A 19,481-nucleotide genomic window follows, 5' to 3' on the forward strand; every position below is an offset into this window, starting at 1 on the left:
ACTTTCGAATCGTCGAGAAATGTTCAGAAGATTCGGAAGTTTTTATTTTCAGAGTCGGATATTGTCGTTTTTTTGCAAATTGAGCATATTCCCCCTTTCCCCCGTTGTTGTTCGGCGAGCCGGGGACAGCTCTCCAAGGTTTTATTCCCAAGCGATGATTTTCGCAGCGATCAAGCGGAGGAGTTCCTGATTTGGACAAGCACTTGAAAGAGCAACATAAATTTTTCTGGTATTCCGCCGAATAATGGCACCGATTTTCACCAGGTATAAGCGAATGCTGCCGCAGGTAGCCTCGGCAAATTGAGTTCCTGTCAACAACAATGCCCGAAACCGTTCCATGAGAATATAAGCCAAACTTGAAAGCAGAAGCCGGAATTGATTTGCCGCAAAGTCATGGCAGCTCGTCCGATCAGCGAAAAGATCCAGCTGCTGTTCCTTGATCCTGTTTTCCATCTCACCTCGGGCGCAATAGACTTTTTCATAAAGATATTGTCCATCATCATCAAGATTGGTGACGATAAAACGATTATTCGGTCCGGGGGAGTTGAATTCCGCTTTGGCAATCACCCGGCGCGGGTATTTCCAAGTTCCTGCCGCATATTCGAACTGAGTAAACAGTTTTGCTTTTTCATGTGTTTCGTTGTAAAGTGCTTCCGCTTTCACTTGAAGATCTTTTGATAATTCCAGCAAACGTGGATTTTTCGCCAATCCGACAATATATTTGACCTCATTTTTATCACACCAGTTCAGCATTTTCTGCCGACAAAAGCCACTGTCTCCCCGGAAAATAATCTTAACCTTCGGCCATTTCTGCCGAAAGCGCTTTACCAGTAGCGAGAGAATCGCCCAAGCATGCTTGGCCGCATCAATTTTTGATGGACGCAAATAAGCCACAAGCAATTGATCCCCGCAGAAAACATACAACGGCAAAAAGCAATAGTGGTCATAATAGCCATGAAAAAAGCGATTTTCCTGCATCCCGTAAGTGAGGTCATCGGTAGCATCGAAATCAAGAATCAATTCTCGAGGCGGCGTGGAAAAACTTTCGATAAAGAATTCGACAAACAATCGGCTCAAATCTACGCAAGCACGACGATCGATTCCATTTTCGAATCGACATAAAGTGCTTGGAGTGGCGAGTTGACGATCACGACCGACAACAGTTTGAATCAGCGGATCAGTTCGCAATTCATGATGGTCATTGAGATCTTCATGGCCGGCAACCAAACCAAAAACTCGTTGACGAAGCATGCTCAGATAGGAATGCTCAACTTTTCCGGGCTGTCGAAGATCAAAAGAATCCAGCAGGTTACCGGCGCGCCGGGTCAAACCGAGTTTGCGGTCGAATTCTTTCACAAAAAGCAACCCGCCGTCACTGCTGATATCTCCACCGGCGAAATTGAATTCAATTTTTCTGCTTTTCGGACCTTGAAAGACCGGAATCGAAACATTACATTTTGTCATTGGCAGACCTCGGCGTTATATTGTCACGTAAAATATTACAATATAATATATTAGTCGAGAATCTGCCTCTTTGTTTTTGAAAATTTACGCAATATTCAGGCTAGATAATTAACTATGATTAAAAAATTTACTTTTTTTATTGTTACTGTTATTGAAATGAGTTTAATTGTCTGATATACTAGTATGTAGAGTGTTTTTATAAGAAAATAAATTTGAGGTGGTGTATGTAATATTAAGGTTCCTATATTCTAGTGCTCTTAGTGATGTTTTCGTTATGGAAATGTGTTCAAATTAGAAATCTTTAGAGGACGAAGTGTATTTGAAATGTCTTCAGGTATTCAAGAAGAATGTATAATTCATTATCATGGTTAGCATAGATGTTTTCCACGAACTTAAGAGATTATAGTAAATTAGAGAAATTATTAACCATCAATTGTGCTTTATAGTATTTTCAGCATTTTGGTGGTGAGTCAAAGGAATAGTTATGAGAAAAAAATTACTCTTATTATTGCAATGTGTTTAGTGATGGTAATAAATATTTTTGCTGAGCAAGTAACTTTCCGAGACGAAGGCTCAGCTAAATGTGGGGGAACTGCCATTGCCAACATTAATGTTAAATGTACTTTTTCGGATGATTTCGAAGTGAATTTAGGGGCAATGACAGCAGAAAATGGTTCCCTGAGTGAAAACCCGCCTCATGATGGTTCTGGTGATGGATCGGTAACTGTAGTATTCGTATATGTCGTTACCAGAGATACTTCTGATCCATATGGTTATACCACTCAAACGTATATTGGAAGTAAGAATAAAAAGGATTGTTCTGCGGCTTCCCATAATCAAGAATAGCCATGATGACGTTTGTTGATTAATACAAAGAATTGTCCATTGCCTTGAGTTATTGAAGACATTTATTAAAATATTATCAATGCTACCCCCTCTCCATTCAGGTGTTTTCTATGTTTATTTATGTATAATATGAAGGAACAAAAATGATACAAAGGTTTAAATGGATGTGGTTGTTTGTATCTATTATGGTATTGTTCTGTGTTTTTTTTCTTGGTTGTCAGAAACAAACTCCATATGGTGGGAGCGCAAAGCTGATTATCGGGAATGACGGGCTTTATTCAGAAAGCAGGTTGCGTTCCATTTCATCTTTAGGATCCAATACATATTATAATTTAGAAGAGGGAATTCGTATCAAAGTTACGTTTAAAGAAATTGATAAAACCACTGACGTTCTTCCAATAGCTGGTCCGGTTGTCAATGGAGAACAAATCATGATCCAGCAATGTGGCAAATATCGATTTGAATTTACCATCAATGGTGAAACATTGGTGGTTGATGATTTCCATTATGCCGGGGAATCGATGGTCAACGTAGCTCGTGGAATTGGCTGGTATGCGGTTATACTCCGCGATGAAATAGAGGAGTAAATATGATGAAATTCCTTTGCAAAGTCTGGTTGTCTAGTGTTTTGGTGATATCATCTGGGATTGCCTTGTTTGCAGCCGGGGAGGAACTTGAAGCGTCGGCGTTGCTACGCGAGGCGCTAGAGGCCAGTTCGAAAGCGAGCTTTACTGCGGAAACAATGGTTCGATACTATTCTGCGACAACCAGAAAATGTACTTTTTATCGTAACTATACCAATGATGGAATTCTATTGCGACTTGATATTGAAAAGGGATTGTTTAGGGACGAATATTATTTGAATAAACCATCTGGTCAATTCGGAGTTGCGAAAGGCTATGTCGGGCGCATGGCGGAAATTCCACTGTTATGGACTTTGGAACTGACACATTACGCAATTTCACCAGAAGAATTTGAGACCGCTACTTATATATTGGAAACAGACCATTATTACAATGGACGCAATTGTTACAAATTAACTATGCAATTTTCTAAACAGAGAAGTTTAATATCTCCGGAGGAGTTTCCAGCTCCGGAGCTTTATACACAATTTAGAAAAGCGATGAGGGATAAGGCGGTTAGTCGTCGGATTTTTATCATTGATCGGGACAAGTTGGTGATCTATTCACGAAAACACTACAATTCTGCCGGCAAGGAAATATTTGCGGTCGAATTAGGGAATGTGAAGTTTTCTCTCCCGAACTCAGAGTTTTTCGAATTACCGGCCTCGGAATCGTTCTTTGTTCCTTGGCCAGAAAATTTCTATAATAAATTGAACGAATTGCAAGAAAAGCAAGCGGGACACTGGTGGGAGAGCATCAAGCAGTTTTTAAGACGATTAAGTGTCGCTGATATTTTATTTCATTCAGTTTTCAGTTATATTTTAGCTATTCTCGGTATCGCATTGCTGATTGGTATTTTTATTTTTAAATTCTTTCGGAAACGCTGTCAGGGGAAAGAATAAAATAGTAAAAACGAAGCCATATCCACCGATCATCCGAGATGACCTACTGGGGGCTAGCCTCAATACTGCTTACTTAGTTAGAAGCATGCATTGTTGACACATTTGAATCGACAAAAAACACTTTTTTATATTCCATCCTTTGACTTTTCGCTTCACCGCTCGTTCGCGAGTAACACCGCGTGAGGATACGCATCGCGTAGCGGCGATTTCTTCAATAATTTCGCGTCGGATATTTTTAATCAGATTCCTACTGAGGGGGAAAACGCGCGGAGGTGATCTTTCTCCGCAAAATCCTGACAGTTCCGATAAACGATAACGAATCCGGATCAATGTGTTTTTTCAGTACCGCCTTGTACATCAATGTCCGTACTGTATAGTGTGCAAGGAAAAATCCATAAAGTTCCTGAATAACCAATTCCGGGGTTTTGCTTCGTAGATTTGTCCCCGGCAATTTCAAGTGATTTTTTAACTCGTCATACCCAATTTCAATTTCCCATCGTTCATGGTACAATTGTGCGAGTTCAATTGCCGGAGCTTCTTCCGGCACAAGTATATTTGTGATCAGGCGGTATTTCTCTTTCGCACCTTTGAGTGTATATTCAATAACCCGCACCTGACTTCCATTGATCTTTTTCCGATGCTCTAAACCGCTGTAAAATGTACTCAAAAATGAGCCGTCAGACAACATCTTTTCACATTCAAATTTCATATTATTTCGGATCCGAAACAGCAAAGCAGCTTCGGATGTCATAGCTTCCGCAAAAAATGGATAACAGCCGAAGCCACGGTCGGCAATCAACAGCATGCTTGAGTCCAAGTGAGGAATCAAACGCTTTGCTTGAGTATTCTCGCCTTCCCGGAAAGGTCCATGTGTTGCAGCTGTGATGGCGTATGTGCCGACTTCAATCATTACCGTCAAACGTAATTGAGGAAACGCCGTGGTTCCGCGCGAACAAGGCGGGAGACCAAAATAATCACTGTTCGCTTTTTCATCCGGGAGAGCGAAAGTTGTTCCGTCTATCGCCATCAAGCGCCATTTTTTGTAAAAAGCAAATCTTGACTCCGGCGAGGCCAGAGGGCGACAAACATCTTGAAATAAGACTTCCATTAACTTACTGCCCAAGCGTTTTCTTGCGCGTGAAATTCCTCCGCGGCCTTCAATGGCTCCGCAGGGAAGTTTTAACTTCAGCCACTGCATACCTTCCAGGAGGCATCGAAGAACTTCCTGCAAAGACACGCTCGAGTAGAGCGAAAGACAAATAACGTAATATGCCATCAATTCCAATGGCAATTTGCGATAGCGTTTTGTTGCAAGACCGCATTTTTGCAGCGCATTGGTGAGCGCATCGAAAGAAACAACTCCAAGCAGAGAGGCTAAGGTCAAAAAATCACTTTCACGAAAATTAGCCGACAAACAAGATTTTGTACGCGCCATACAGTCCTCCGGGGGATTTGATGGATAATATAACATTGTTCTTGCAAATGTCAAGTTTTAAGTAAGCAGTATTGAACCTAGGAGGAAAACTACAGCAACGCCGAAAGCGTCAACCAGAATACGAAATCGCGGCTTGGGAAACGGCAACAGAGATTTTGGCCGCAGTTACAGAATGCTTGTTCATTGTATGGAACCGTTCATTACATTTTCTATATGGCCGCCAACCTTGCGCCAGTAATCGCCAAGTCGCTCCGGAACAGCCGAATCAATCGGTTTGACTGCATATTCAATGAGTTCACGACGTCTCTGGGCGGAAGCATGAAGCTGTTCTGTTCCGGCCGCCACTCCAAAATATCCGAACGGGTCGAATGTCATCTTTATGCCGCGAATGAAAACTTCAAGTTTTTTCCCATTTTCATGTCGATCCTCATTGGTTATATACAGGACGATCCGAAATTTATCAACCGGTCAGCAATTCAGCCGAACAGCTTGGGAGTGGCGGGATCGAGCGGTTTAGATTTCTTGATTGGCGGAAAATCCTCGTAGCGGAAACGTCCATCAGGATCACAATGCGCAAGGTATTCGGCTTTCCCTTCCTCTGTGATTCTTTCATCTTCGGGCGGAATTTCTTCACCCGGCAGCAAACAATCATATCCGAAAACTACTCCCTGGTAACTCAGGACTGTCTGAATCATATCTTCTTCCGGAAATCCGCCCGTCATGAAACGCGCAACGACATCTTTTCCATGCCCATCCAGAAAAATTGCATCGCAAAACTGCTGGAATTCCTTGCTGTAACCAGATTTATTAGCCAAATTAGACAATTTCATTTTGTTTTCTCCAACTTTTGTACAATGACATAGATATTCGGAAAAGCAAGTTTCAATTTTTCATTATCAACAAACGCCCGTGCGCTTGAGATGTTTACGATCGCTTCCCCGTAGGCCAGCCCGGCCATATTCTGGATCCTATAGTAATTCTTCGTGCCGTATCTTGTTTTTAAGAACTTATCCCTAAATAACAGTAAGTTTTCTATAAATAATCACGCATGCCGCCAGTTGAAGCAATGCTTCATATGCGGCATATGTTTTTTCAAAACGCACCAGAAGTTTTCTGAAGCGGTTGAACCATGAATGGGCCACTTCCACAATCCAACGTCGAGCTTTATAACCTTCCCTGACTGCAATTTTCTCCTCTCCTCGCGGTCTGATGTGCGGAATATATCGGTACGCCTTCATAACTTCTCCAGAGCCGGTATAACCGGCATTCGCACAAAGATTCTGCTTTGTTCTTCCTCGCGGCTTTCTCATTTTTGCGCTCAATACGGCATTCACTTGCGTAACATCATTCCGATTTGCTCCGGTTACGACTATTGGCAACGGGATTCCACGCTCGTCTACGAGAACGTGACGTTTGGTCCCATTTTTTTCCCTTGTCTGTGGGATTGGGACCTACTGCTTCCCGGGCCAATGGGGCTTTGTTCATTGCTCCATCGATACTTTGCCAACGCCAGGAAATCCCTTCCAACTCATCGTATTCCGCCAAACCTTTCTTCCACAATTTTTGAAACAATCCGGCTTTCAACCAGCGCTGAAAATAACGATGTATGCTGCTTGAACTCCCGTATTCTCGGGGAAGCGCCTTCCATTGTATTCCCGTTCGCAAAACATACACGATACCCTCAAACACTCGACGCGTTTCCAACGGTTTTCGTCCAGCTCCGCGACGACGCTGATACTCTCGATTGCTATCACGCCTTGCACGAGGAATCAAAGGTTCGACCTTCGACCAAAAAGCATCAGAGACTTCCCACGAATTCATTGCCATATTCTCCTTCTAGTGGTTGATGATAATATAGCAATATTTTTCATGTTTTCAACTGTTATTTAGGGATATATTATAAGGCATCAGATGATTTTTTGTCAATTCAGTTTTTATGCGAAATTGGATTGGTGGACCTGTCGTCCTCGAAGTCCATGCGGGAGTTGTTTCTGTATTTACTGGAAGAAAAGGTGTGGAAAATTGAAGGTAACTTGCTTGCCTGCAAGATTACTCCTCTGGAGTAGATTGCAGTGATTCAAGATAGGCTTTGTGATAATACCGGAGTGATGCGGCGGATAAGCCGGGAAAATCATCAGTACGGATCAGTTCATCGGCGTTTTTCGGACGTGGATGGGCGGCGGCAAACTCATTACGGGCGGCGGTCTTGGTTGTTTTCAGACGAAGTCCGGCGGCAAGGTGTTTTGCAGATAGATATGATATTCCTGTCCCCAGCGGATTGCCCGTTCATAAGCTTTTTCGTGTCGGCGTTGATGAAATTTCCGGTATTTTTCTGATTCCTAAAAAATTTTTGACAAACGGACGTAAAACTCCTCTTTCGAAAGATTTTGCAATTCAAGAATTTGCCGGAGCAATTCAGAAGATAATTTCAATTTTTCTACATCAATTTGCATAAGAGTTTGGGAACGGGTTCACCCCGTTCTCGGAATATGAATGTTGTTACTTCTTAGGTGAAGTACGTTCGAAAATCTGCAATAACCCATGGCCGTCCAGGGAGTCATGAGGTTTGACGAGCCCGAGTTTTACCAGTTCCGGCAGAGCTTTTCCCGCCTGTCGCCTGGTGATACCGCATTACATGGCAATCTCATCGGTGGTCATATTGTACCGGCAACTAACTAACTTGCATATAAAACAGTCTTGGAATGGAATAATTTCTTGATTCGTTCCGGCTGTTCAGCTATCATTTCCATATGTTGCTTGGCATGTTCGGTTATTTTTCCTTTGGCGCGCCCCAAGGGCTTGTTGCTCAGATTTGATTTCAACTCGCGGTTGGGATATTCATCCGGGTTCAGGTCGGGACTGTAGCTCGGCAAGAAAAATAACTTGATGAAAGCCGCGTTTTCCTGCAGAAAGCCAGTCAACGTTTTGCTGTGGTGAACCCGCAGGTTATCCAGAATCAAATACACTTTCCGCTCATTTTGACGAATCAGACGTTCCATGAATTGGATCAGGAGTTGAGCCGTCATCGTTTCGCTGTAAAACATGAAATGAGTTTTCCCCTGGTTGGTAATCGCGCTGATCATATTAACTTTTTCGCGTACCGGATTGACTGCTTGCACCGGAGTGTTGCCTTTCGGCGCATAACTGCGGCCCTTGGCCTCGTCATTGCGAATTCCTGTTTCATCCCCCCAAAAGATATCCGCGTCTTCTGATTTTGCCAGCTTTTTGATTCGGGGATACTCCTCAATCAGCCATTTTTGAACGTGCGCCTCATTGCGCTGATAAGCTTTCTTAACTGGTTTTTGCGGCGTAAATCCCCAGCGTTTCAAGTACTCCCCCATGGTTCGGACTGGTATTTCGATTCCAAACGAAATCTTGATGTGCAACCGTACCGCCTGACGAGTCCAGAGCGCAAATGGCAATTTTAACTGATCCGGACAATGGTCGACCAAATCTTTCCGTATCTTACTCTCTTCATGCGGAAGCAGACGGCGTCCAAAGCCGACTGGACGACCGCATTTCTTTACTTTCAAAGCAGACAAGCCGCTTTTTTTCCACCTGCTTATCCACTTGCCCACCGTGTTGCGGTGCGCTCCGACGATTTTTCCGATTTCTGTACAATTATTACATTTGCCGCTTTGATACAATCTCACGGCCTGCTTGCGCCGCTCTTCAAGAGCGACCTTATCGAGTTTTCGGGCATCTTGAGTTTCCATGATGATAATATACACCATCAAGCAAATATTGCACGTATGTTAATTGCCGAATCTATAGATGTCGCCGATCGTTTGTGCGTCCAGCTCAAAATTGTTGGTTAGCAAGGTCAATGTCCGATGGTTTTCCACATCGCAGACGACCACTTTGCGGAGACGTTCCGGATATTTGTCTTGCGAACCACGCAGAAAAATGACTTCATCGCTCAAAACGGTTCCGGGATATTGCTTGACATCGTATTCCGGGATGTCGTAGGTCGTATTGGTCTTGAGGCGCGTGACAAAATCCACACCGGAGAGATTCCATTTATACAGCATGGAAAAATCAACGTATCCGCGATCACAAACCACCATGCTGTCACGCGGGAGTTCCATTCGTCTGGCGCTGTTTACCTCATGAACATCTCCATTGGTGAAATCAACGAACACGGGAAGATGACCATCGTGATCCAACAGCATATTGAGCTTGATTGCCCCTTTGGTTTGCCGATAGGTTGCCCATGGAAAAACTTTAACGCAAAGCTCAATCAGCGTTGCGTCGAGACTGTAAAGTTTCTTGGGAAACGAAAACTCATGCCGTGGCGCAATTGCATGGCAGTGTCCCAGAAGCATATGGAAAATATCGCCGAACATTTTCGGAGAGCGATGGGCATTGGCGTACGACAAGTTGGATTTGGTTGGAGCGGATTCCACTCCAAGATGATTCAATTTGCCTCCACAGGTTTTCAAACCTCCGCAAATCTCTCGCAGACTATTGGCCTGCGCCAACTGGCAGAAGATCATCGACACAAAATGTGCCCAACTGTCAAAGGACTGTTTTCGCTTGTCTCCATTGTGTTTCATGACTATTTCTTCAAATTCTCGCTTCGGTATCAAATCCAACACTTGACGAAAAAGACTGACTGATGTATTCTTCATTACGGAGCCTCCTTGTGGTTTAGGCAACCGTAATATACTATTACGGACAAGTTGGCTCCACTTTTTTCACCCTTTCAAAAGTTTGTTAGGACAGGCGTGATTTTAGGGTTAAAAAATTGTTATCGTTGGATGTTAATTACATTTTATTCTGGTCAAAAACCTAAAGAAGGAAGGAATTCTTGGAACAAAAACGATTTGACTGAAATGGATGCAGCAGTCGGCCTTACCAATTATGAACATGATCCTAAAACAGGAAAATCTACGAGAAAAAATCCTAGTAAGGGACGAGATTCATATGCATATCCGCCATTAACAAAATTCACAATATATAGAGGAAAAAAAGGTAAAGATTCCCGAACAGTACGCGATGGGGGATCTGGTTGGGCTTATTCTCGTAAAGGTGCGCCTAATGGTGTTGCCGTTGATGAATGGCTTGACTTATGGACTCCAAACAATGCAGAAGCTCTTAAAAAAGGAACTGAAGTTGATCTTGTATCGACTGAAGTCCAAGATGACTGTCCTTGTCCCGATGGCTGGTTTGACAACAAAAATATAACTATTCCTGAACATTTACAAAAAATCAAGGATGCTATTTGAATATGAAAATGCAATTATTTCAATTAGTAAAATTATCTTTTGCTTTATATACACTAATCATCATTTGTTTTATAATGGGATGTAAGTGCCAGAATAATGATGATAATGAAAATTTACTATTTAATGCATGGTATGAAGAAAAATTTTCACCTGATGACTCAATAACAATAACGTCTCCCAATGGACTTTTTATTGCAGAATACGTTTGGGAGAACCCAGATTTTTCTGATAAGCAAATGTTGTTACTTGCTAGCGCAAGCAATAAACAAAAAATTATTATTGGCCGTAGTACACGCGGCGTGAAATTTCATTGGGTCACGTCTCAAATTGGTGATATTTTACTTATTGAACACCTTGTCGATACGCATTTTACAGAGTCATTTGTCATATATCCACAAATATCTCAAAAAGATAAACTTTCTATACTCATACTCTATGCGACTCCCAAATTAAACTTATATTTTGGGAAAATCCCTCCAGAATATATATATTCGTCAATAGAACAAGTTAGCTTTGACGGCATTATGACAATCTCGCTAAGTTGGGCGTTTGCAAACAAAAATAATGAAAATGAGAATGTAACCTATAAAATTCCACTGTTTTATGGAATGTAACGCGAGTTGAAATTTGAGAAAACCGGAAGCGCTTGGTATTCGGTCATCATCGGCAGCATTTACGGAACCGCCGGCAAACATACCTTTACCTAGTAATTCGACATTCGACGTCCAGAAAGAAGCGCTTACCGGCTTATTCTACACGCCGACCTTGAGTTACACTTATATGGCTTCCAATTGTGTAGAAGTCAAGATATCATCTGAGAAATCTCAAAACAGATGCTATATTGAACTGCATCCGAAACAAGAAAGGTTAATCTAGTGTCCAGTCAAATTTGAAAAGATGGATATAGTCGATGCAACTTTACTCGTGCATCCGTTGTTGAAAACTGCCAATTGATGGTTTTTGTTTTCTGGTTTCGCTCTTTCTCCCATGTATTCACCATGCTTCTCATTTCTTCTATGGAGGCGATTCTCTTTTTCAGACATTGTGCCGATACTACATTGAGTTCAATTTCCGCCATATTGAGCCACGAACCATGTTTTGGCGTGTAAACAAGCTCGAATTTATCCATTAAAGCCTTGGCTTTTTCTGGTGGAAACGTTTCGTACCATGATGCCGGTTTATGTGTGTTGAGGTTATCTTCAATTAAAATAATCTTCTCTGCATTCGGATAGGCCAAAGCTATTTTCTCAGTAAATATCGCCCAATCCTTTGCTGTTTTTGTCTGTGTCACATCTGCCATTCTCCACCCGCGCAACGGTTCGCTTGCCAACAAGACATTACATGTTCCCATGCGGCGATACTCATAGTCCACTCGTTTAGACTGCCCTGGACGCATAGGCTGTATTTCTCGCACTTCCTCAAGCAACTGGCGAGGCATCTCATCATAACAAACGACTGGGAATTTTTCGTCATAAGGCCGCTTGTAAATATCAAGCACTCGTTCCATATCTGCAACAAATGCCGCATTTTTCTGCGGCGGAATTACCCATTGCTCTTTTTGCCAAGGCTTGAGTTCGTTTTTTTAAGAACCTGCCGCACTGTTTCATGCGATACAGATTCAACATATTCCAGCTCCACCATTTTATCAGCAAGCAAGCGCAAGCTCCACTGCGAGTGTCCCGCTGGCGGTTCTCCGCAACTCAAGGCTATCAAATGTGCTTCAAAATCACCGTCTGTATGCTTGGTACGTCCTCCGCCATGCGGCAGATTGAACACTCCTCCCATTCCGTTTTCAAAGAAACGCTTACGAACTCGATGAACACGCAATTTACCGACCTTCAAGAAACCTCCGACAATTTCATCGGATTGTTTCTTGCCCTCGGATTCATCACAATTCAGCAGTATCAAGGCATCCAATACCTGCCGGGCATTGCGCTTTCCGCTCGACACCATCTGATTCAGTTCCTGCTTTTCATCGTTCGTTAAACAAAACCGATATTTTGCATCTGCCATATCCAACCTCCATTGTTAAATCCATTGGAGATTAAGATAACACATAATTTTATCTTTTCAAATTTGACTGGACACTAGTCGATTATGCAAAACCATTCAAAAGCTTGAATATCAATAGAAAATCTTGTTTTTTATGGTATATTATTGCTAGAAACTCGTATAAAGGCGAAAGAAAATTTGCAAAATGGTGACAAAGAGTCTCCCCATGGGAAGCAACAGGGAGATTTGTTCAAGCCATTGTTGCGAGATATCGTTTCCCTGCGTCATGCGATGGTAAAACTTGCCAATGCAATTGATTTGCAAAGTTTTAAAGACGGGTTGGCGGCAAGCTTTTGTGTTAAAAACGGTCGTCCCTCCTGTCCGGTTCGCCTGATGGTCGCGTTACATTATCTCAAATACGCCAGCGGCATGAGCGACGAAGCGGTTCTTGATGAATGGCTTGAAAATCTTTACTGGCAGTATTTTACCAGAGGAATTTATTTCGAATATGAAGATCCGAAACTGCTTGAACTTGGCGAACGCCTTTTCAATCAGAAGAAAAGCGACAAAAGGAAGCTTTATTCCATTCATGAACCGCAAGTTGAATGTATCGGAAAAGGCAAAGCGCATAAGAAAATTGAATTCGGAACAAAAGTGGGTTTGGTAACTTCGGCAAAAACAAATTGGATCGTGGGAGCGAAAGCATATCCGGGAAATCCCTACGATGGACATACGCTGAAATCCGTATTGCAACAAGCGACAAAAATCCTTGGATTTGAACCTGTAATGGCAATATGTGATCTTGGCTGTCGCGGCCACAATTATGTTGGAGACTGTGATATTCAAGTTGTGAATCGATTTCGGAAACGAGTATCACGTACTCTCTGTCGCTGGTGGAATCGGTGGTCTGCCATTGAACCGGTAATCAGGCACTGTAAAAGTGAACACCGAATGGATCGCAATCAACTTCGAGGACGCATTGGAGACGAATTGAATGTAATTTTTGCGGCAGCTGAATTCAATCTTCGCAAGTTGCTCCGGGCGTACGCCCTGTTTTGGCATCCATTTTTTCTGTTTACATTTTTGCAATTGGTTCTCCAATTGCAAAAACGTTACTCAAATAGGTTTGGAAAAGAAAGAGCGCGAGAAGGAAAGAACCTTTCCTTAAAAGGTTTTTCCTTCTCGCATCTGGCTTTTGCATAATCGACTAAATTAAGGCATTATCAGCAATGGTAGTGGCCCCGTTAAGGAGAATATCATGAATAGACGACATTTATTAATTGTTACTGTTATAATAACATTTAAATTATTAACTATGCTATTGCCATTTGTAAATGGATCTTATTGGTTCGATGATGAATATTTATCGGGAATCGATTTAATATCAACAGCATTTGGTTTTTTAATAAGAGGTTTTATCGCTTGGAACATGCTTTTCTTTACGTTATTAATGATATTTTCTGTTTTGCTATCATTTTACAATTATTGCTATACAAAGAGGAGTGTCATAAAATTGATCTCTATTTTTGTTATTACAATTGTGAATCTTTGTCTTCTTATCTTTATAGGTAACGATGGTAGAATTGGTTTATATATTTGGAATGTTATTTTAGTCATCGAACTTGTAGAGAATGTTATTTTTATTGTTTTCAATAAAAAATGTCAACAAAAACCTGATATAATTTCATAGAAATTGCGTAAATTTTAAACGTAGTTGCTTGAAAAAATGGCGGAAATCTGATTGATTATTTGATCACAGAAAAACAATCAAAGAAAGGAAATCTGCCGTGGAAAAAAATAATACCAATTAATGAAAAAGTCTTGTCGAATGCCTTTAAGATCAATGAAAAAGAGATAAGAACTCATCTGGCAAATATGGTGAAAGAGTCGGAAGAAACGTTGAACGAGCTCTTGAATGCTGAAACTGACGCGATTTGCGGAGCCGGATGCTATCAACATAGCCCCAGGCAGCAGGACACCCGCGCCGGCAGCTATCCGCATAAGTTGACGACTGGCATCGGCCAGGTATAAAAGAATATTGAGGATTTTATGTTTAAATATGTTGTACATTTTTTCAAACATTACTTTGATTTTTCTGGTCGAGCGAGTAAAAAAGAAATGATTATTGGGGTTTCGATAGTTATTTTTATTCTTTTAATATCTCGTGAATTACTTATTAATGCATTAATTAGAAATTCTTCTGAAGTTAAATGGTATATTCTTCTAGTTTTCTTCATAATGTTAATCTTGTTTCCAGCTCATTTTGCTATTATGATACGGAGAATGCATGATATAGGAAGACCAGGAAGTGAAGCCTTTATCCCTTTTGTTGGATGTTTTAGAATTTTTGAACCATCTCAAAAAGGACCTAATCAATATGGTGACGAACCAATTTTATGGGATATGAAAAGGAACATGTCATTCAATTTGTCAGGAAATAAATTCATTTTAAAAAGCAAAAAAAATAACAACCACATTGTCTTAAATGGTTCTTTTTTTGTTTTAATTTTTTTGTCGTTACTTTTTGTTTTATCATTACTTTTATTGTTGTCAATATTTTGGTTTGATTTACCTCAAACATTTATAATGTTGGTATTAGAAATAATAACACTAGGGTTTGTTTTACATAACATAATTAAATGTTTTATCAAAAAGAAATCGTTATATCAACATCCAATTATATATTATGAAAGCAAATACAAGTATATTAAACTTTTAAAAAATAAATATTTTAAATTATATTGCTTTCAAGGAAATTGCATTGAAATTGCAGTAAGCTCAAAAAAAATATTTCATATTGCTCACAATAATTTTGATGACGTAAAAGGAGAATTTTTTACATTATCAACTATAATAAATAATAATAATGTCATTATTGCGACAGGAAATTATTGGGATATCATTAAATTAGCATCTATTATAAACTATATATGCACCTTATCGAGTAATGATGCCAGTATTAAATTGTTATATAATGATGATTTTTATCCCCCAAAGGACTTACGCTCTATGAAAGACTTGCCAAATGATACAAAATGTAATAGTTCCAGCGAAGTGCAGGGCCCATCTGTTCAAGCCGATGACGTGAATTATTTCCAATGCAATATGCGATGCTAAAGCAGGCTAATCGGGCGATTGGCGATGTTTCAACTGACAAAGTGGTGTTGCAGGGGTATGACTTATGAGTTTTCCGGTATATATGAAGTTATCATTATAGGCTATTGCGTAGAAGGAAAATGGTTTTATTTTAATTATAAAAAACGGTGAATAAAATGTCATTTATTTCTTTTTTTAAATTAACTTATTTTGATATGATCCAATTTTTAATAAGCATACTTATGTGGATATTTTTAATTATGTTATCCTTTATAAATAAATCAGTTTTGGGTTTACCATGCATGATATATGCAGTCGCTATTACTCTTACTGGTAATGTTAATATTTTAGATCGCTGCCAATTATATAGAAATAGGAAATTGAAAAAAATAGAATTTAAATACCCAATAAATATGAAGGAAGTGATATCGGTCTATAATCTTTTTATGATATGTAATGTTTTCGAAATAGGTTCTTGGACTATTATATATATTTTCCTGGTTATATTTAACGACAAAAATCCCAGCAATATCTTTGATAATATACATATAGTAAGTATTCCTGCGTTAGATTATACTAATGCATTTTTTTATCTTGCTCTGTTTGTATTAAATATCATTTCGTTATTTATATATAGAAAATGTTTATTCAAAAGGTAGTGTCCGGAATTTTATGCACATCGATTGATTATACGGAAGTTAGATTATATTCGCACTATTAAATCAATAGCCGCGTTTGTAGATAATTTTATCATATACCCAAGGCTTTTCGCTGTTTTATTTTGGCGGAACGATCGGAATATATCCAATCTCCATTACCAATGCACGTGTTTTATCACCTTCATAGGCGCGATCCGTAATCAGATAGAGGATAACGTCCTGAAAATTGCGTACATTTGCAAAGAGCTGACTTGAAAAAGTGGCGGAAATCCGATTGATTATTGGGTCACAGAAAAACAATCAAAGAAAGGAAATCCGCCATGAAAAATGTAGTATCAATTGATGAAAAAATCTTGACAAATACCTTTAAGATTGATGAAAAAAGATAAGAACTCATCTGGTAAGGTTCATACTGTTACGGATATTTACTTGCATATCTGATGTTTTGGTTTACCTTTTCTCTCATCCTAATCTTAACGCTAGAAGTGGTTTGGTTGCTTTCATTCTAGCTTTTTAGAGCCTATCCCTAAATAGAACCTAGTTTTCGAAATATTATAATGCTTGCTGCCAATTGAAGTAATGCCTCATAGGATGCATTCGTCTTTTCATATCGAACCAATAATTTACGAAATCGATTGAGCCAGGAGTGAGCGACTTCAACAATCCATCGTCTGGCTTTATAGCCTTTTTGAATTGCAACTTTCTCTTCCCCGCGAGGTCTGATGTGAGGCGTGTAGCGATATTTTTTCATGACTTCCTCTGATTTTACGCCGGAATAACCGGCGTCAGCGCAAAGGTTCTGCTTGGTACGCCCACGAGGTTTTCGGACTCGATTCTTCAAGACTTCCTCAACTTGCGTGACATCATGTCGATTCGCTCCGGTTACGACGATTGACAACAGGACTCCACGCTCGTCGACCAGAATGTGACGTTTGGTTCCATTTTTTTCCCCGATCAGTAGGATTCGGTCCTACTGTTTCTTGGGCTGTCGGAGCTTTTGTCATGGCTCCGTCGATACTTTGCCATTTCCATGCAATACCTTCCATATCATCATATTCGGCAAGACCTTTCTTCCAAAGTTTGCGAAAGAATCCTGCTTCTTCCCATTTGCGAAAATGGCGATGAACACTACTGGAGCTACCGTACTCCTTGGGCAATGCCTTCCATTGGATGCCGGTGCGGAGGACATACACAATAGCTTCAAAAATCTTGCGAGATTCCATCGGTTTGCGTCCGGCTCCACGTCGACGCTGATACTCTTTTTCCGGATCACGCCTGGATTTGGGAATCAGGGGGGCTACTTTGCTCCAAAACGCATCGGATACTTCCCAAGCTTTTAATGCCATATCCACCTCTCTGTTGCGGTTGAGTAAATATAGCATATTTTTATTGAATTTCAACTGCTATTTAGGGATAAGATCTTAGTATATTGTCCGATTTTCCAAATCAGCTTGGAACGGGAAGTATGGAACTTGCTTAATCCGATCACGGCAATTTTGTTCATTGTCTTCTGGTGGCTGACCTTGCTGGCAAGAAAAAATGATAAAAATACAGTGTAGTGAAAATTGTAGCATTGTAATATTGGAAATCGGTGGTAGTTTTTAGTTGTTCGCAGTGTGATTAAGCTCAAAAGTAAGATGTGGTGTGTGGTGCGGTGCTGACTCTTAATCAGGTGGTCGTGGGTTCGAGTCCCCGTGGGCGCACCATTTCGATCATTCAGTCGAACTCCACAGCGGAGGAGCGATTTCATAGGATTGCCCGGCGGAAAAGGCCGGGTTTTTTGTTTTTGCGGCATTGCCGCGGAGTTTTTTGCTTTCCACAGATTATGTCGCAGTATCGGGCGCCGGGCTGTAAGAAACTCTGATTGAGTGCCGGAATCAGTCGTCGGTTGATGTTGGCCGCAGCGCAGTTGAGTTATCCACTGACCGTAAAATGAGGTTTTTCAGATGAACATTCGAGAGTTTGCCAAATTATGCGGGGTCGCTCCGACGACGGTTTCGCGCGCCCTCAACCGTCCTTTGGAAAAAGCGGAAGTCAGCCGGCAGGTTTATGAACGGATTCATGCGAAAGCGCAGGAGATCGGATTTCATGTGAATTATCACGCGAAAGCGTTGTTCTCGGCAAAATCCAATACCATCGGCTGTATCGCCGGCGGACCGATGAATGTACTTTGCGGATTTTTTGTCGAAAGCATCATGCCGACGTTGACCTCGCATGGCAAATCGTTTTTCATGTACCCTTGCAGCGGCGACCTGAAGCTCGAAGCGAAGGCTTTCGAGCTGATGCTGTACAACAAGGTCGAAGCGATCATCCACATTCCGGCTTTGCAGGAAGATCCGTCCCGCGGTTCGGGGCACATTGACGCGGTATTGAAAAAGTACCCGCATCGTCCGCCGATCGTTTCGGTTTACGGAGGCGCTTTATTCGACAACTGCTATCAGATTCGCGTTCCCGAATACCAGACCGGCCGGCAGGCCGCTCTGCGGCAACTGGCGTGCGGCTGCCGGAAGTTCGGAATCGTCAAGGCGCAGTTGACCAATCTTTACAGCCAGGAGCTGATCCGGGGCTATCGGGAAACTTTGCTGGAATGCGGCGTTCCGCCGGAGGAAATCCGCGAGGTCATCCTGCAGAACCCGATCCAGCCGGGGGCGTATGAGCCGTTTCGCGGCGTGGATGGCATCTGGTGCTGTTACCACATCATGCTGGTGCTGACCTGCAGGCATCTGCAGGAGGTGTGTGATCTGAGCAAGCTCCAGGTCGATACCATTTTCGCCTATGAGCTGGAATGGTTCTACAAAGATTTGCTGCCCTGTACGGCGACGACCGAATCGCCCCGCAATTTCCTTTGCTGGTTCGGCGGCCTGGTCATTCACAAATTCCATCTTCACGATTTGGGACGCCGGGCGGCGGAAATAGCGTTGAAACTTTGCGACGCCCCCGATATGTCGCCGCAAACGGAATATATCGACTTGATTCCCGAAACGTTCGAATACGGCAATAAGCCGAAAAAAGAATAGGCCGGCCGTTCCTTTCCAGCACCGTTCTGTTTTCAAAATTCGGATTCCTCCGAACCGCTTGATGGCACCGGACTTGAAGAGCGGCGTCGAAGCCGCCCGAAAAGTTGTGTCTTGCTTTTTCGTGGAAAGAGATTATATTGAATGACAGAAGCTGCTGTATATCGCAGATGGCGATATTTTTTCAAATTGCAGGATGTGTTTATGGAGAATCGTTGCGTA

General features: G+C 41.5%; 22 protein-coding genes. 12 read left to right on the top strand and 10 right to left on the bottom strand.

Annotated elements, in window-relative coordinates; genetic code table 11:
- Nucleotides 1-141: 141 nt before the first annotated feature.
- Nucleotides 142-1,464 carry an IS1380 family transposase gene (locus HWX74_RS13530; RefSeq protein ID WP_176011736.1) on the bottom strand — a complete coding sequence of 441 codons (1,323 nt, stop codon included), beginning with the start codon at nt 1,462-1,464 and terminating at the stop codon, nt 142-144.
- Nucleotides 1,465-1,929: 465 nt separating this feature from the next.
- Between HWX74_RS13530 and HWX74_RS13535 the strand changes: the two genes are divergently transcribed.
- The 3 genes from HWX74_RS13535 (at nt 1,930) to HWX74_RS13545 (ending at nt 3,835) form a co-directional block, all read left to right on the top strand.
- Nucleotides 1,930-2,310: a hypothetical protein gene (locus tag HWX74_RS13535; RefSeq protein WP_217704959.1), complete on the top strand. Its 381-nt coding sequence runs from the start codon at nt 1,930-1,932 to the stop codon at nt 2,308-2,310.
- Between the two features lie 164 nt (nt 2,311-2,474).
- The gene (locus HWX74_RS13540) at nt 2,475-2,897 is read left to right on the top strand and encodes a hypothetical protein (RefSeq protein WP_176014037.1); all 423 of its coding nucleotides are present in this window, start codon (nt 2,475-2,477) and stop codon (nt 2,895-2,897) included.
- 2 nt (nt 2,898-2,899) lie between these two features.
- Complete coding sequence (locus HWX74_RS13545) at nt 2,900-3,835, top strand: hypothetical protein (RefSeq protein WP_176014038.1); 936 nt, start codon at nt 2,900-2,902, stop codon at nt 3,833-3,835.
- Nucleotides 3,836-4,082: 247 nt separating this feature from the next.
- Here HWX74_RS13545 and HWX74_RS13550 read toward each other — a convergent pair whose 3' ends face one another.
- The 5 genes from HWX74_RS13550 to HWX74_RS13565 all read right to left on the bottom strand — a co-directional run bounded on the left by HWX74_RS13550 (nt 4,083) and on the right by HWX74_RS13565 (nt 7,097).
- Nucleotides 4,083-5,270 carry an IS4 family transposase gene (locus tag HWX74_RS13550; protein ID WP_176014039.1) on the bottom strand — a complete coding sequence of 396 codons (1,188 nt, stop codon included), beginning with the start codon at nt 5,268-5,270 and terminating at the stop codon, nt 4,083-4,085.
- Between the two features lie 180 nt (nt 5,271-5,450).
- The gene (locus HWX74_RS13555) at nt 5,451-5,645 is read right to left on the bottom strand and encodes a hypothetical protein (RefSeq protein ID WP_176014040.1); all 195 of its coding nucleotides are present in this window, start codon (nt 5,643-5,645) and stop codon (nt 5,451-5,453) included.
- Between the two features lie 101 nt (nt 5,646-5,746).
- The gene (locus HWX74_RS13560; RefSeq protein WP_176014041.1) at nt 5,747-6,100 is read right to left on the bottom strand and encodes a hypothetical protein; all 354 of its coding nucleotides are present in this window, start codon (nt 6,098-6,100) and stop codon (nt 5,747-5,749) included.
- Complete coding sequence (locus tag HWX74_RS20530) at nt 6,097-6,228, bottom strand: hypothetical protein (protein ID WP_303048110.1); 132 nt, start codon at nt 6,226-6,228, stop codon at nt 6,097-6,099. The genes HWX74_RS13560 and HWX74_RS20530 overlap by 4 nt, the downstream gene beginning before the upstream one ends.
- Before the next feature lie 55 nt (nt 6,229-6,283).
- Nucleotides 6,284-7,097, bottom strand: a protein-coding gene (locus HWX74_RS13565; protein WP_176014042.1) for an IS5 family transposase whose coding sequence is annotated in 2 segments (ribosomal slippage) — nt 6,284-6,697 and nt 6,699-7,097 — 813 coding nt in all. Because the reading frame shifts where the segments join, the coding sequence is not laid out codon by codon here.
- 379 nt (nt 7,098-7,476) lie between these two features.
- Between HWX74_RS13565 and HWX74_RS13570 the strand changes: the two genes are divergently transcribed.
- On the top strand, nt 7,477-7,725 hold the full coding sequence (locus tag HWX74_RS13570; protein WP_176014043.1) for a hypothetical protein: 249 nt from the start codon (nt 7,477-7,479) through the stop codon (nt 7,723-7,725).
- Nucleotides 7,726-7,945: 220 nt separating this feature from the next.
- On the opposite strand, the gene HWX74_RS13575 is transcribed toward HWX74_RS13570, so the two are convergent.
- The gene (locus HWX74_RS13575) at nt 7,946-8,986 is read right to left on the bottom strand and encodes an IS630 family transposase (RefSeq protein WP_176014044.1); all 1,041 of its coding nucleotides are present in this window, start codon (nt 8,984-8,986) and stop codon (nt 7,946-7,948) included.
- Between the two features lie 39 nt (nt 8,987-9,025).
- Nucleotides 9,026-9,901 (bottom strand): IS4 family transposase, encoded by an 876-nt coding sequence (locus tag HWX74_RS13580; protein ID WP_303048111.1) that lies wholly within the window; start codon nt 9,899-9,901, stop codon nt 9,026-9,028.
- A 96-nt stretch (nt 9,902-9,997) separates the two neighbouring features.
- On the opposite strand from HWX74_RS13580, the gene HWX74_RS13585 reads away from it, so the two are divergent.
- Together HWX74_RS13585 and HWX74_RS13590 are read left to right on the top strand one after the other, a co-directional pair.
- The gene (locus HWX74_RS13585; RefSeq protein WP_176014046.1) at nt 9,998-10,498 is read left to right on the top strand and encodes a hypothetical protein; all 501 of its coding nucleotides are present in this window, start codon (nt 9,998-10,000) and stop codon (nt 10,496-10,498) included.
- Nucleotides 10,499-10,500: 2 nt separating this feature from the next.
- Nucleotides 10,501-11,112 carry a hypothetical protein gene (locus HWX74_RS13590; RefSeq protein WP_176014047.1) on the top strand — a complete coding sequence of 204 codons (612 nt, stop codon included), beginning with the start codon at nt 10,501-10,503 and terminating at the stop codon, nt 11,110-11,112.
- A gap of 269 nt (nt 11,113-11,381) precedes the next feature.
- On the opposite strand, the gene HWX74_RS13595 is transcribed toward HWX74_RS13590, so the two are convergent.
- Nucleotides 11,382-12,511, bottom strand: a protein-coding gene (locus tag HWX74_RS13595) for an IS630 family transposase (protein WP_176012156.1) whose coding sequence is annotated in 2 segments (ribosomal slippage) — nt 11,382-12,073 and nt 12,073-12,511 — 1,131 coding nt in all. Because the reading frame shifts where the segments join, the coding sequence is not laid out codon by codon here.
- Between the two features lie 177 nt (nt 12,512-12,688).
- On the opposite strand from HWX74_RS13595, the gene HWX74_RS13600 reads away from it, so the two are divergent.
- From HWX74_RS13600 to HWX74_RS13615, 4 genes are read left to right on the top strand one after another with little or no spacing between them, the layout of a single operon-like run.
- Entirely contained in the window at nt 12,689-13,693 is a 1,005-nt protein-coding gene (locus HWX74_RS13600; protein WP_176014048.1) for a transposase, read from the top strand.
- 55 nt (nt 13,694-13,748) lie between these two features.
- Nucleotides 13,749-14,180, top strand: a complete 432-nt coding sequence (locus HWX74_RS13605; RefSeq protein ID WP_176014049.1) for a hypothetical protein — start codon at nt 13,749-13,751, stop codon at nt 14,178-14,180.
- Between the two features lie 59 nt (nt 14,181-14,239).
- Nucleotides 14,240-14,521, top strand: a complete 282-nt coding sequence (locus tag HWX74_RS13610; RefSeq protein ID WP_176014050.1) for a transposase — start codon at nt 14,240-14,242, stop codon at nt 14,519-14,521.
- 18 nt (nt 14,522-14,539) lie between these two features.
- Complete coding sequence (locus HWX74_RS13615; RefSeq protein WP_176014051.1) at nt 14,540-15,607, top strand: DUF805 domain-containing protein; 1,068 nt, start codon at nt 14,540-14,542, stop codon at nt 15,605-15,607.
- A 1,164-nt stretch (nt 15,608-16,771) separates the two neighbouring features.
- Here HWX74_RS13615 and HWX74_RS13620 read toward each other — a convergent pair.
- A protein-coding gene (locus HWX74_RS13620) for an IS5 family transposase (RefSeq protein ID WP_368506809.1) occupies nt 16,772-17,591 on the bottom strand; the annotation gives its coding sequence in 2 pieces (ribosomal slippage) (nt 16,772-17,191 and nt 17,193-17,591; 819 coding nt in all).
- Between the two features lie 72 nt (nt 17,592-17,663).
- On the opposite strand from HWX74_RS13620, the gene HWX74_RS20705 reads away from it, so the two are divergent.
- Nucleotides 17,664-17,804 (top strand): hypothetical protein, encoded by a 141-nt coding sequence (locus HWX74_RS20705; protein WP_368506828.1) that lies wholly within the window; start codon nt 17,664-17,666, stop codon nt 17,802-17,804.
- A 387-nt stretch (nt 17,805-18,191) separates the two neighbouring features.
- The gene (locus HWX74_RS13625; RefSeq protein ID WP_176014053.1) at nt 18,192-19,262 is read left to right on the top strand and encodes a LacI family DNA-binding transcriptional regulator; all 1,071 of its coding nucleotides are present in this window, start codon (nt 18,192-18,194) and stop codon (nt 19,260-19,262) included.
- Nucleotides 19,263-19,481 lie beyond the last annotated feature (219 nt).

The sequence above is a fragment of the Victivallis sp. Marseille-Q1083 genome (assembly GCF_903645315.1).
GTDB lineage: Bacteria > Verrucomicrobiota > Lentisphaeria > Victivallales > Victivallaceae > UMGS1518.